Raw genomic sequence first — 12,089 nt, 5'->3', positions numbered from 1 at the left:
ACTAAATTATGGGCATTTTATTATGACAATCACACAAACCATTCATGCTAAAACTGGCGACAATAGACTATAGACTGGTTGATGAAGTTATAGACTACAGACTTGTCGTTCTCATTATTGCAATTGGCAAGCGAAATCAATCGGCTGTTTATAAAGAAGCTAGTAAAAGAAAATAGTTACTGTGGATGAACTTCCATCATCCGCGCTACATAACGTGCAATTAAATCCACTTCCAGATTAACCGCATCACCCTGCTTTAGCGTTCCTAGGGTTGTGTTCTCCAGCGTATGGGGAATGATGTTGATGTCTACTAGGCAAGCATCTTTAGTATCTTGCGTTTTGTTTACCGTTAATGAAACGCCATTAACCACAATGGATCCTTTGTAGGCCAAAAATTGTGCTAAGTTTTTTGGAGCCTCGATCTGTAATAGCCAGGAGCCATAAGCATCTTGTGCCACGGCTGCAAAGTACGACACCTTGCCAACCCCATCAACGTGCCCACTCACTAAGTGCCCACCTAAGCGATCATTTAATCGCAAAGCTTTTTCTAAATTCACCGGGCCAACTTTGTCCAAACCCATCGTCTTGTTTAAGGACTCACGGGAAATGTCTAAAGCAAAAGTATTGCTAGTCAATTCAGTGGCGGTCATACAGGCCCCCTGAATAGCAATACTGTCACCCAACACAACATCATCCAGATAGCCAGAAGGTACTTCGACTACTAAGTACATGCCATCACCCTTAGCTTGGGCGCTTTTGATTTGACCAACTGCAGTAATGATTCCAGTAAACATAGTGAGATCTTTAAAAGGTATTTTGTAATTTGATGAATTGTTACTTCTACTGCGTTATTTCTTACTCAGACGCAACCGCAGATCTGAACCAAACAGAGCTTGATCGATGATTTGCCAATCTTGACGTAGATCCAAAGCTGTCAATGGCGAGATGTTGGCCATACCAATGCCCTCACCCACAAAGAAAGGTGCGTAATAGAGTAATAACTCATCTACGCAATCCTCTCTCAGCAAGGACCCATTCAATTTAAATCCCGCCTCAACATGGATTTCATTCATATGCCGCTCTTGCGCTAAATAGGCAAAGAGTTTTGGTAAATCTACTTTGCTATTTGCATTGGCCATTGCAATGACTTCAACACCAAGAGCTTCAAATGCTTTTGCCTTGTCTTGGCTCTCACGAGAATCTAATGAAGCGCAAACTAAAATCACGCCGGATGCCTGGGGATTACTCAATACCTTAGCCTTAAGCGGCGTCTCTAGCTTGGAATCCACAACAATTCTCCAGGGCTGCCTGTCAGTCTTGACATCTCGGACATTCAGACTGGGATCATCCTCTTTAACGGTACCCACCCCACTCAATATCGCGCAGGCTTGAGCGCGCCAGTGATGACCATCTGCCCTAGCTAAAGGACCAGTGATCCATTGACTCTGGCCATTGGGCAAAGCTGTCTTGCCATCTAAGCTAGCAGCGATCTTGATGCGAACCCAGGGCAAGCCTCGAGTCATCCTTGAAATAAATCCTCGATTGAGTGCTTGAGCTTCAGACTCCAATAAGCCACACTGCACCTCAATCCCTGCGGCCTTTAATCGCTCAAGCCCCTTACCACCCACCAAGGGATTGGGATCTGACATCGCCACAATCACCGTGGCTGGCTTAGCCGCAATTAAGGCATCGACACAAGGCGGCGTTCTACCAGTGTGATTACAGGGCTCTAAGGTGACATATACCGTTGATCCAGTAGGATCAAAACCATGAGCCCTCGCATCCGCCAAGGCCTGCACCTCAGCATGAGGACCGCCCACCCGTTGAGTGCATCCGCGCCCAATAAGTGCTCCATTTTTAACAATGACACATCCCACCCGTGGATTGGGGTTGGATAAGTAAAGGGAATTTTGAGCCTCGGCGATTGCCTGGCCCATAAATTGATGGTCAGCTGCGGTGTACATGGGTCTATTAAAACCGATTGTGGCCAGATGCAGCAAATTTACGCAGACTACTTACAGGCTTTTGGGTCCTTACTAGGGTCACAAATTCTCCAGCGACCCCCGCTGCCCAATATCAGCTGCCTCTCAAGCCGAGAATCTCGGTCGTGACCCAAAATCAGGCGATTAGCCACAAAACCACCATATGTTGTTTTTGCAGCCCCAGCCGCATTAAACAAAATCCCCCTCTGAGATGTATGGGGGTCAATGAACTGTTTACCCCCACCCCTGAAGTACACCCTGCCAAGATCACCCTGAGAAATCCACTGTCGCTCAATGCAGTGAAAGTTTGCTTGAGCATCATTACAAACGCTTTGAACTACCCAACCCTCTTCCCACAGACCCCCATGCAATGGAGTAATACGCACAGGTATACCCAGACTAAATGCTTGAGCCCTAGCAAACTGAGCATGCGCAATAAAGCGTCTAGCAATAATGTCAATTTCTCGTGCGGCCATTTGCTCATGCAATAGAGGTAATGTAGATATTGCAATCATGGCGATGATAAGCACCACAGCCATTAACTCCAATAAGCTATAGCCTTCATCTTGCTTATTCAAATTTCTGCCGCCAATTAATTCGATAAGGGCTCTGTATTTTTTCATCCATGAACACCAAAATCTCTAAGCTAGGTTTTGAAGTGCTCGATATTAGCCAAAGATTTTTTCCAGCAGACTGTATATGGCAAGTAGAATTTGATAAGACTGCAGTATTTGAAAGATGTTTCTCGCACGCAAGAATTTCTTTTTCAGCCGTCATAAATCCTTGGTGAGATTGCGCGATAGTATTGACGCTTAATAGCTCAAGCGCAACTAAGCGCTCCAATTGAACGGCTAGCATGGAGAGTAGTGTCAGTAGGGATAAGACCCAAGCAATAATCACAATAGATTACGAGTGACAAAGGTGCGCTCAAACTCTCGATGAATGAATCCGCCATCAGTCATCACCAGCTTAATCCTGAAAGCCTTGCCAATACTTGCTGGGAGAGCCTCAAAGGAGAGATGATTAACGCCATTCATCAAGGTAGTGTTTTGAATGCGCCCTTGCCGATCAAGTGATTGACAGATTAACGAACCGCCATTGACCTTCATACCTTTTGATGCCGATGCTTGTCGTTCAACTAAAAATCCTTGATGGGCTAAATTATTTTTAGTTCGCTCCTTTGACAAAGCATTACCAATGCAATCAAAGTCCACTCCTCGAGAAATTTCATGTTTCACTAGAAGTGAATCTGATCCTTGATATCCACGGTGTCTCTCAATCTGAATATATTCATTTGCAGAGTAATCTTTTTTTGCAGACTTATTAAAAGATTGGGCATTTCGATAGCCCGCCATACGAATAGCACGTCCCATTAATTCTAGTGCACGATCTGCTTCAACAGAAAGCGATTGAGATTTCTCCTGCTGAATTTGCTTACTGATCAATTCACCACTATTTTTTATGAGTGGTGCGACTAACATCAGGGACAGGGCGAGTCCGACGAGACATTCCAGTAGGTTCATCTGCTAACTTTCGAGATATTTGGTTTGAATGACTTAACTGCGTAGCAGTCAATATCGCTAGCTCATGCTGATCCATGACCTTTCTTAACGCTACCCCTCTCTCCGCTACTTGACCTAAGCGCAAAATCATTCCCTGGTAGGTATTGCTCAAGACCATCCAACCGCTTGCGATCAGACCCATCGCCACCAAAACCTCCAATAAAATGAATCCATTCGCTTGCTTACTGAAATTAAATTCGCTGAGGGATTGTTGAGTTGAGGAAGGCACAGCTCATTTTCTCGAGATTAGTGACCTAAAAATAGGCCCTTCGTAGATGCTCCTCGTCAGAAAAGCTGGATATTGCACCAATATTTTCGGCAAGATCTGAGACCAAAGCCTAAAATCCCCTCCTCAGCTTAAAATAGAAGGCTATGCAAAATACCCTGGCCTCCACAGAAGAAATCGTTGCTGAGCTAAAAGCTGGCAACATGGTCATCCTGGTCGATGAAGAAGATCGTGAGAATGAAGGTGACTTGGTCCTAGCTGCCGACCATGTCACTGCTGAGGCTGTCAATTTCATGGCCAAGCATGGTCGCGGCTTAATTTGCCTTACCTTGACTCGTGAACGCTGCCAACAAATTAATCTACCTCTAATGGTCAGGGATAACGGTACCTCGATGGGTACTAATTTCACCGTCTCTATCGAGGCAGCAAGTGGCGTTACTACCGGGATCTCAGCAGCAGATCGTGCACACACTATCAAGACGGCAGTTGCCGCAAATGCAAAACCAAATGATCTAGTTCAGCCGGGTCACATCTTTCCATTGATGGCTCAGCCTGGTGGCGTCTTGATCCGCTCTGGCCATACAGAGGCTGGATGTGATTTAGCAGCTATGGCTGGTTGCTCACCCACTGCCGTGATTTGCGAAATCATGAAAGATGATGGCAGCATGGCACGATTGCCTGATTTACTAGAGTTTGCAAAAGAACATCAATTAAAAATTGGTAGCATCGCCGACCTCATTCAATACCGCAGCCAACATGAAAGCATTGTGGTTCGGGAGGGCGAACGTAAATTCAATACGCCATGGGGTCAGTTCCACGGGATCATCTACCGCGATACCCCTAGCTCCTGCATGCACTTAGCGCTGGTTCACGGCAAGCCTTTAGAGGCAGAAGAAACTCTCGTGCGCGTTCATGAGCCCGTGACAGTATTAGATTTCTTAGACGCTGATGTCAGCACGCATTCTTGGCCCTTAGCGCAAGCTTTGCAAAAGCTAGCCGCTGCGCCTTCTGGAGTAGCAGTACTTCTGAATGCATCTGGGATTGCTGCCCCAAATGATGCGGATTGGTTGGCACAGTTTCATAAATTGAATGGCACGCCTACTAAGACAGCAGAAAAACCATTAGCACGCAAAACTGATTTCCGAAGCTACGGTATTGGCGCACAAATTCTAAAAGATATCGGTGTTGGCAAAATGCGTTTGCTTGCCAACCCGAGTCCAGTTCCAAGCCTTTCGGGATATAAGCTTGAAGTAACTGGCTATACCCCATTCGAATCCAAGCAATAAGTAAGCTCAAAAAATATCATGAATACAAGCAATGAAGAATCTGCAGTAGGCGTTCTCGCAACCGATCTCAACGGACAAGATCTGCGCGTAGGTATTGTGCAGGCGCGCTTTAATGAAGAGCATTGCGTTGCCCTGACTACCGCCTGCATTGAGGAATTAATCAAACTTGGCGTATCTCAAGCAGACATTAAATTAGTTACCGTACCCGGCGCATTAGAGATTCCATTCGCACTGCAAAAACTTGCTGAAACGGGTGAATTTGATGGTCTGGTTGCACTGGGCGCCATTATTCGTGGTGAAACATATCACTTTGAATTGGTCTCTAATGAATCAGCTGCTGGGATCAACCGCATCTGCCTCGAATCTGGTTTACCTATCGCCAACGGTGTCCTCACCTGCGAAACGGATGAGCAAGCCCAAGTGCGAGCTCAGGTCAAAGGTGCCGATTGTGCAAGAGCAGTTGTTGAAATGGCCAATCTCGCTTTAGCGCTTACTCCCGATATTGATTTTGAAATCAAGTCTTCAGAAGAGTAATTCACCAAATGAATAAAAATACTCCCAGTGCTCAGGCAGCGCAAAATCCGCCGAGCCCACCAAAGCGCTCACTCACGCCACGTCGTCGCGCACGTGAATATGCTTTACAGGGGGTCTACCAAAGCCTAGTGATGCGTCGTGCTGGCAGTCTTCCTAACGCTGCAGCAATTGCTAAACAGCTTGCTGAAGACCCCGGGTTTCGTCGTTGCCAGCATGATTTATTCCAAGGTATTTTTACAGGCGTATTAGAGCGCACCGATGAATTAGAGGGCATTATCACTCCAGCCCTAGATCGCCCCATTAATGAACTCTCTCCAGTAGAGCATGCCGCTCTTCTGATTGGCACCTACGAACTTGCCATTGATTTAGCTGTTCCGTACAAGGTGGCTATCAATGAGGCCGTCGAATTAGCCAAAACCTTTGGTGGCACCGATGGGCATAAATATGTCAATGGCGTATTGGACCTCCTAGCTCAACAATTGCGAAGTACTGAGGTGCAGGCCGGCTAAAAGCCAAAACCACTAGCAAGTCTATAAATAGCTCAACTCGTAAATAAAGCCGCTTAAAGCGGCTTTATTTATATCCTATTTCTTCTTATAGACTAAATCCCATACCCCGTGACCCAGCTTCAGTCCCCGGTTCTCAAATTTAGTGATTGGCCTGTAAGCTGGTCTCTCTACATATGCTGGATGCTGGGTACTTAACTGCTCCAATGTTGGCCTAAATTCTTTTGACTCATTTGCATCTTTTAACTCTTGTGGGCTTGATGCATCTTCAATTGCAAAAGTAGTAAGCTCAATATGCTCAGTAGAGGTGTTGCTTAGTGCCGACTCTGCATTGAGTACCAAGAGCATTTGCTCTGCATAGTTGTGCCAATCTGTTGCAAGGTGCAAATAAGCCCCAGACTTTAAACGAGAAGCTAATAAATTTACGAACTGCGCCTGAATCAAGCGACGCTTATGATGACGCTTCTTATGCCAAGGATCCGCAAAATAAATATGAATACCATCCAAGGAATTGGGGGCAATCATCTTCTCCAATACCTCAACTGCATCATGACGAATTAATCGTAAATTGGTGAGGTTATTCTCGCCAATCAGCTTCAGTAAGGCACCCACGCCGGGCGGATGGACTTCAATCGCCAAGAAATCATCTGCGGAACGAAATGCAGCGATTTTGGCCGTAGTCTCTCCCATACCAAAACCAATTTCTAATATCTTGGGGTGTGATGAGCCATTGAATGCTTGCTGCAAATCTAAAACAGTTTCTTGAAATGGCAGTAAAAACTGAGGACCCAAATCATCGATAGCACGCTGCTGCCCAGCGGTTGTTCTACCAGCCCTTAAAACAAAAGAGCGAATACGATGAAAATGCTTTTCAGATTTATCTTGCATTAACCTAAGAAACCAATTCTCTAAAATAAGCAATAGTCTCTTTTAGGCCATCCTCAAGATTTACCTTTGGCTCCCAGCCAAGCTTAGCTTTTGCTAGCTCAATATTGGGTTGACGTTGCTTAGGATCATCTGAAGGTAAGGCTTCATAAATGATCTTTGATTGACTGCCCGAAAGCCTCAGAACAGTTTCGGCCAACTCGAGCATGGTGAACTCACCTGGGTTACCAATATTCACAGGACCAGTAAAACCTTGCTCTGAGTTCATCATCTTCACCATGACATCAATTAAGTCATCCACATAGCAAAAGCTTCGGGTCTGCTGCCCATCGCCATAAATGGTGATGTCTTTACCTTGCAATGCCTGGACAATGAAGTTGCTGACTACTCGCCCGTCATTCGGATGCATGCGAGGTCCGTAGGTATTAAAGATACGGACAACTTTAATATCTAAATGATGCTGACGGTGATAATCAAAAAAAAGTGTTTCCGCACAACGCTTGCCTTCGTCATAGCAGGAACGAATACCAATCGGGTTGACTCTGCCCCAATATTCCTCTGGTTGAGGGTGCACTTCCGGATCACCATATACCTCGCTGGTAGATGCTTGCAAAATACGAGCTCTGGTTCTTTTAGCAAGTCCGAGCATATTGATGGCGCCATGTACGCTCGTCTTAGTTGTTTGAACTGGATCGTATTGATAATGCACGGGTGAAGCGGGGCATGCTAAGTTATATATCTGATTCGTTTCCACATACAGCGGAAAAGTCACATCATGACGCATGACTTCTAAATGGGGATTACCCAAAAGATGGGCTAAGTTTTGCTTAGTACCAGTAAAAAAGTTATCAACCACTAAGACCTCATTATCCTCTTTAAGAAGTTTTTCAGTCAGATGTGACCCCAGGAAACCAGCGCCACCGGTAATGAGGATTTTTTTACGACGGTTATAGTTTTGCATATTTTTACTTTAGAAAAGGTGTATTCCAGCCCGCTGAACGGTAAGCGTATACCACCTCAGTTAGCACGATAGAGAGTGAAGTCATAAACGATATCAAGCCCAATACAAAAGTCCAAATGACATAGGTAGCCTGTAAGGATCGAACTGCACCAGCCTGAAAGAAAAATAATTCCAGCACTGTTAAGGAGATAAATACGCCGCTGAGTACGTCAAAGAAAATAGCGGCAGTACAAAGACGGCCCCTGATCTTTGCCTCATTCGCCTCTTTCATCATATACATTAGCACGCCTTGATTCTGAATACCGCCCTCCTGAATACGATGCTGAATAGCACGCATACGATCCACTGATCTTGCTAGACGGGCGGAGATTGCATTAATCAAAGTAGCGACTGCAGTTAATAAAAATACCGGGGCTAGCGCTAATTGAATATTGTTTGTTATTGCATCAATGGATACGTCCATACTCATTCTCAGTCAAATTTTTAGAAGGGGGCTTAGTGAGACCATGCTACTAAGCCGCTATAGGCACTCACCAAGACCAGGAGGCCAAAGACGATGCGATACCAGGCAAATGGAATGAAGTTATGGCCAGCAACATACTGAATTAGCCAGCGAACGCAAATAAAGGCAGAGATAAAGGCAGAGATAAACCCAATCACAATCGCCCAAGTAAAGTCGCCTGATAAAGATACGGGGCTTTTCCAAAGCTTGAGGATCTCGTATGCTGTTGCACCACCGATGACAGGTATCGCCAAGAAGAAAGAAAACTCGGTAGCGACTGTGCGGGGTAAGCCAAATAACATACCGCCAATAATGGTTGCACCCGAACGCGATGTCCCTGGAATCAGAGCAGCGCACTGTGCTAAGCCAACCTTTAAGGCATCTATAGACGTAAGGTCATCTACCGACTGAATATACGATTTACTCCCAGAGTGAGCTAATTTGGATTGCCGACTTTCAGCCCAAAAAATAATCAAGGCACCCACGATAAAAGCGCTGGCAACGGGAATAGGCGCAAAGAGTACAGCCTTAATATATTTTCCAAAGATGAAAGCTAGGCCCATAGCGGGAATGGACGCAATCAATAGATTCAGAATGAAACGTCGCGAGATTGCACTGGTTCGAACGGTAGAGGCAACCTTCCAAAGCTTTTCCCGAAATTCCCAACAAACCGCCAAAATTGCGCCAAACTGAATGATGACCTCAAAAGCTTTGCCACGCTCGTCATTAAAATCCAGCAAATCCCCGACCAAAATGAGATGCCCCGTACTAGAAATTGGCAAAAACTCGGTTAAGCCCTCGACTACCCCCAGTATTACCGCCTTGCCTAGCAAAATTAGATCCATGGGCACAATTTTATAGATAGATCAGGGAATCTGCGATATTTGGCACAATAAAGCCTAAATCGAGCACTTTGTACAAATAAGCCTTAAACTTCATCCCACATTGAACTGTATCCGAATGAGATGACCCCAACACGCTTTCGCCTCTCTCAGATCGCCATTTTTGGCTTAACCCTGAGTCAGGCCCTTGGTTTTTCAGCAATCGCACCCAGCGCCTTTGCGCAAAGTGCCGTTGGCGCAAAACCCTCACTCCCAACACCAGTGAGCGCTCAGTCTCTTATCGGGCTGGATATGCCTCCACAGATGGTCATTGCCCAAAAACAGGCAATATCCACGACTATTGCCCCCTCTTATCTCAATACCAACAACGGGGCCAATGTCGGGCAAGCGTCCGATCTCATTCGTCTTTATCAAGAAGCCGCCTTTAGCGACCCAGTATTAAATGCTGCACGCTTTAACTACCAGGCTAGCAAAGAACTATTTTGGCAAGGTTTATCACTGTTACTACCGCAGGCAACCGCTGTTCCAGGTGGCACACGTTACTTCCAACATACAGCAGGCAATCAGCCAGCAAGCTCCTACACTGGCTCTCGGGTGTATGACCAAAAAAACTATACGGTTACGCTTACTCAACCTGTTTTTAATATGGCAGCATTTGAGGCATTTAAACAAGGTGATTTAAATACCAAAATTGCGGACATGCGCTTTTTCTTAGCGCAGCAAGATCTCATCATTCGGGTTTCACAAGCTTACTTTGATACGCTTACTAGCCAAGATAATGTTGAACTGTATCGCAATAAAAAAGCATTAATCAAACAACAACTAGAAGTTGCTCAAGCTAAGTTTGATGCTGGCTTAGCAACCATTGTTGATGTCAATACCGCTCAAGCTGCATTCGATCTTGCCAATTCTCAAGAAATTGCCGCTCAAGCCGACCTCATCGTAAAACGGGGTGTCCTAGAACAATTAACGGGTCGCCCTGTAGGTAGCTTAAAGCCGCTAATTAAAGAGGCTAAGATCGATGGCGTACTTAAGGATCCCCGCTCTAAGTTTAAAGATGGCAATGTCATTCCAATTACTGACAGCGTAAATCCACAACTCCCTAAAGGTCAAACCTTGGATGACTGGATTCATCAGGCAGAGACAGCCAACTTTAATGTTTTAGCAGGTCAACTGTCAGTCAATTTGGCAGAAAGCACTTATCGGGCATCACAAGCATTGAACTACCCCTCACTCAATTTTGTCGGCACGGCAGGCTACAACACCTCGAACGGGACGGCTAATAGTCTTACCCCATCACAAACTAATATTTACAACAACACCATTGCATTACAAATGAATATACCTTTAGTCTCAGGGGGATATGCAAGTTCTGTGATTCGTCAAAATGCTGCTTTATTAGATGTGGCTAAATCTAACTATGACAATGCCCGCCGTACCGCTGCGCAAAACACCCGCGCTGCCTTTACCGGCTTCTACGGTGGACTAGCTAGCGTTAAAGCTTACGAGGCAGCAGAGCGCTCATCCACCTCAGCACTAGAGTCAAGCAAGCTTGGATTTCAGGTGGGAACTTTAATTAATCTTGATGTCTTAATTGCTCTCGATACCGTGATTACTACTCGCTCACAATTACAGCAGGCTCGTTACAACACTATTCTGAATGCAATTAAGTTAAAAGCGCATGTAGCAGCACTAACAGATGAAGATCTGATTTCAATCAACACCCTGCTTCGCTAAAAATAAAGAATTAATTTTGTAAAAGCTTGAGAGATGCTTCAAGAACTTCTTGAGCACTTGGTGGATTTTGTATATCACCCACATTAGCAATCTTCTGAGACCAATAGCCTTCGGTTTTCCATCTTGGCGAGTCGCAATATAGCTCTACAGTCGGTCTATCAAGCACTGCTGCCAAATGTGTCAGCCCTGTATCTACGCCTACCGTTAAAGCTGCCCCAGAAATTACTGAGAAAGCCTCTTCAATCGAAAATGCTGGGGGAACAAATGCTCCCGGAATCTGTCCTGCAAGAGCCATGCTGACAGTCTTTTCGGCAGGGTTACCCCAAGGGAAAATCACTTGATAGCCACGAGTAGCAAGGTCTTTACCCAAATTGATCCAATTCTCATTAGCCCAGCGCTTCGCTTCTCTAGCAGTTGAATGAAAGCATAAAACATAAGGGGTATTGAGACCCTCAAGAGAACTCTTTGGAATGCGCCGAATAAAGTCTGGCGGATAAAAATGAAGCGGCTTGGATCTGTCAATCAAAGACCAATCCAATGCAGAGGACATGACCCAGCGTGATCGATCTACTGCATGACACTGCGTAGGCACCTGTACTGATTGATTATAGAAAGATCGTACTAAGGGCTCGTAACCAGAAAATTCGGTAGCATTAGCAAGTCCAGCAATAACAACATTTGAACTTTTCTTTGCCATAGAGCAAACCATGGCGGATTTGATTAAACCCTGAGTTTCTATCAAGACATCATAAGTAGTAGATCGAAGCATTTTTCTGAATGCAAAAAATTCTTTCCAAGTGACCAAACTCAAGAGATTTCTTTTCCAGCGGCGTAAGGCAAAAGGAATGATCCGATCAATACCCTGAAAACCTTCTCGTGACAATAAGGGCTCTAGCAAATGTACATAAGCCTCTTCAACCACCCAATCCACTTGAGCATTTGGTAAGCGTGCACGTAAGTCCCACACGATTGGTAAGTTATGCAACACATCGCCAAGCGATGAGAGTTTCACCAATAGGATTTTGGGACTGACAACCGAGGAGGAATGGTTGAGGATATTGCTCAT

The 12,089-nt window shown here is 45.2% G+C and carries 15 protein-coding genes; 4 read left to right on the top strand and 11 right to left on the bottom strand.

Features of this window, described 5'->3' with window-relative positions; all coding sequences use genetic code 11:
* Nucleotides 1-176: 176 nt before the first annotated feature.
* From ICN43_RS02635 to ICN43_RS02610, 6 genes are read right to left on the bottom strand one after another with little or no spacing between them, the layout of a single operon-like run.
* Complete coding sequence (locus ICN43_RS02635) at nucleotides 177-794, bottom strand: riboflavin synthase (RefSeq protein WP_216197061.1); 618 nt, start codon at nucleotides 792-794, stop codon at nucleotides 177-179.
* A gap of 54 nt (nucleotides 795-848) precedes the next feature.
* Nucleotides 849-1,964, bottom strand: coding sequence for a bifunctional diaminohydroxyphosphoribosylaminopyrimidine deaminase/5-amino-6-(5-phosphoribosylamino)uracil reductase RibD (gene ribD, locus ICN43_RS02630; protein ID WP_216197060.1), 1,116 nt, complete (start codon nucleotides 1,962-1,964; stop codon nucleotides 849-851).
* Nucleotides 1,965-2,011: 47 nt separating this feature from the next.
* On the bottom strand, nucleotides 2,012-2,560 hold the full coding sequence (locus ICN43_RS02625) for a GspH/FimT family pseudopilin (RefSeq protein WP_255533395.1): 549 nt from the start codon (nucleotides 2,558-2,560) through the stop codon (nucleotides 2,012-2,014).
* On the bottom strand, nucleotides 2,553-2,882 hold the full coding sequence (locus tag ICN43_RS02620; RefSeq protein ID WP_216197059.1) for a hypothetical protein: 330 nt from the start codon (nucleotides 2,880-2,882) through the stop codon (nucleotides 2,553-2,555). Before ICN43_RS02620 ends, ICN43_RS02625 begins: the two co-directional genes overlap by 8 nt.
* A complete protein-coding gene (locus tag ICN43_RS02615; protein WP_216197058.1) occupies nucleotides 2,879-3,505 on the bottom strand; it encodes a hypothetical protein in 627 nt (208 codons plus the stop codon). The genes ICN43_RS02620 and ICN43_RS02615 overlap by 4 nt, the downstream gene beginning before the upstream one ends.
* Complete coding sequence (locus tag ICN43_RS02610; RefSeq protein WP_216197057.1) at nucleotides 3,435-3,773, bottom strand: type II secretion system protein; 339 nt, start codon at nucleotides 3,771-3,773, stop codon at nucleotides 3,435-3,437. The genes ICN43_RS02615 and ICN43_RS02610 overlap by 71 nt, the downstream gene beginning before the upstream one ends.
* A gap of 143 nt (nucleotides 3,774-3,916) precedes the next feature.
* Here ICN43_RS02610 and ribBA point away from each other — a divergent pair, with 143 nt between their 5' ends.
* Genes ribBA through nusB form a run of 3 tightly spaced genes read left to right on the top strand, consistent with a single transcriptional unit; the run spans nucleotide 3,917 to nucleotide 6,099 of the window.
* The gene (ribBA, locus tag ICN43_RS02605) at nucleotides 3,917-5,056 is read left to right on the top strand and encodes a bifunctional 3,4-dihydroxy-2-butanone-4-phosphate synthase/GTP cyclohydrolase II (RefSeq protein WP_216197056.1); all 1,140 of its coding nucleotides are present in this window, start codon (nucleotides 3,917-3,919) and stop codon (nucleotides 5,054-5,056) included.
* Between the two features lie 18 nt (nucleotides 5,057-5,074).
* On the top strand, nucleotides 5,075-5,590 hold the full coding sequence (ribH, locus tag ICN43_RS02600; RefSeq protein WP_216197055.1) for a 6,7-dimethyl-8-ribityllumazine synthase: 516 nt from the start codon (nucleotides 5,075-5,077) through the stop codon (nucleotides 5,588-5,590).
* Between the two features lie 8 nt (nucleotides 5,591-5,598).
* A complete protein-coding gene (gene nusB / locus ICN43_RS02595; RefSeq protein WP_216197054.1) occupies nucleotides 5,599-6,099 on the top strand; it encodes a transcription antitermination factor NusB in 501 nt (166 codons plus the stop codon).
* 75 nt (nucleotides 6,100-6,174) lie between these two features.
* Here the strand turns inward: nusB and trmB are convergent, their stop codons facing one another.
* From trmB to ICN43_RS02575, 4 genes are read right to left on the bottom strand one after another with little or no spacing between them, the layout of a single operon-like run.
* A complete protein-coding gene (trmB, locus tag ICN43_RS02590; RefSeq protein ID WP_216197053.1) occupies nucleotides 6,175-6,984 on the bottom strand; it encodes a tRNA (guanosine(46)-N7)-methyltransferase TrmB in 810 nt (269 codons plus the stop codon).
* 4 nt (nucleotides 6,985-6,988) lie between these two features.
* The gene (locus ICN43_RS02585; protein ID WP_216197052.1) at nucleotides 6,989-7,942 is read right to left on the bottom strand and encodes a UDP-glucuronic acid decarboxylase family protein; all 954 of its coding nucleotides are present in this window, start codon (nucleotides 7,940-7,942) and stop codon (nucleotides 6,989-6,991) included.
* A 4-nt stretch (nucleotides 7,943-7,946) separates the two neighbouring features.
* Nucleotides 7,947-8,405 carry a DUF2721 domain-containing protein gene (locus ICN43_RS02580; RefSeq protein WP_216197051.1) on the bottom strand — a complete coding sequence of 153 codons (459 nt, stop codon included), beginning with the start codon at nucleotides 8,403-8,405 and terminating at the stop codon, nucleotides 7,947-7,949.
* A 32-nt stretch (nucleotides 8,406-8,437) separates the two neighbouring features.
* Nucleotides 8,438-9,289 (bottom strand): undecaprenyl-diphosphate phosphatase, encoded by an 852-nt coding sequence (locus tag ICN43_RS02575; protein WP_216197050.1) that lies wholly within the window; start codon nucleotides 9,287-9,289, stop codon nucleotides 8,438-8,440.
* Between the two features lie 120 nt (nucleotides 9,290-9,409).
* On the opposite strand from ICN43_RS02575, the gene ICN43_RS02570 reads away from it, so the two are divergent.
* Complete coding sequence (locus ICN43_RS02570; RefSeq protein WP_216197049.1) at nucleotides 9,410-11,023, top strand: TolC family protein; 1,614 nt, start codon at nucleotides 9,410-9,412, stop codon at nucleotides 11,021-11,023.
* A 10-nt stretch (nucleotides 11,024-11,033) separates the two neighbouring features.
* Here the strand turns inward: ICN43_RS02570 and waaC are convergent, their stop codons facing one another.
* A complete protein-coding gene (gene waaC / locus ICN43_RS02565; RefSeq protein ID WP_216197048.1) occupies nucleotides 11,034-12,089 on the bottom strand; it encodes a lipopolysaccharide heptosyltransferase I in 1,056 nt (351 codons plus the stop codon).

This window comes from Polynucleobacter sp. UK-Mo-2m-Kol15 (assembly GCF_018881505.1).
Classification (GTDB): domain Bacteria; phylum Pseudomonadota; class Gammaproteobacteria; order Burkholderiales; family Burkholderiaceae; genus Polynucleobacter.
Note: the sequence above shows the minus strand (reverse complement) of the source record. Positions and strands in the feature narration are given on the sequence as shown.

What these genes read in the sequence shown, in the direction of transcription:
- ICN43_RS02570 (WP_216197049.1), top strand. Translation starts at nt 9,410, where the DNA reads ATGACCCCAACACGCTTTCGCCTCTCTCAGATCGCCATTTTTGGCTTA.
- ICN43_RS02635 (WP_216197061.1), bottom strand. Translation starts at nt 794, where the DNA reads ATGTTTACTGGAATCATTACTGCAGTTGGTCAAATCAAAAGCGCCCAA.
- ICN43_RS02615 (WP_216197058.1), bottom strand. Translation starts at nt 3,505, where the DNA reads ATGAACCTACTGGAATGTCTCGTCGGACTCGCCCTGTCCCTGATGTTA.
- nusB (WP_216197054.1), top strand. Translation starts at nt 5,599, where the DNA reads ATGAATAAAAATACTCCCAGTGCTCAGGCAGCGCAAAATCCGCCGAGC.
- ribH (WP_216197055.1), top strand. Translation starts at nt 5,075, where the DNA reads ATGAATACAAGCAATGAAGAATCTGCAGTAGGCGTTCTCGCAACCGAT.
- trmB (WP_216197053.1), bottom strand. Translation starts at nt 6,984, where the DNA reads ATGCAAGATAAATCTGAAAAGCATTTTCATCGTATTCGCTCTTTTGTT.
- waaC (WP_216197048.1), bottom strand. Translation starts at nt 12,089, where the DNA reads ATGAGCAATATCCTCAACCATTCCTCCTCGGTTGTCAGTCCCAAAATC.
- ICN43_RS02585 (WP_216197052.1), bottom strand. Translation starts at nt 7,942, where the DNA reads ATGCAAAACTATAACCGTCGTAAAAAAATCCTCATTACCGGTGGCGCT.
- ICN43_RS02575 (WP_216197050.1), bottom strand. Translation starts at nt 9,289, where the DNA reads ATGGATCTAATTTTGCTAGGCAAGGCGGTAATACTGGGGGTAGTCGAG.
- ribD (WP_216197060.1), bottom strand. Translation starts at nt 1,964, where the DNA reads ATGTACACCGCAGCTGACCATCAATTTATGGGCCAGGCAATCGCCGAG.
- ribBA (WP_216197056.1), top strand. Translation starts at nt 3,917, where the DNA reads ATGCAAAATACCCTGGCCTCCACAGAAGAAATCGTTGCTGAGCTAAAA.
- ICN43_RS02580 (WP_216197051.1), bottom strand. Translation starts at nt 8,405, where the DNA reads ATGGACGTATCCATTGATGCAATAACAAACAATATTCAATTAGCGCTA.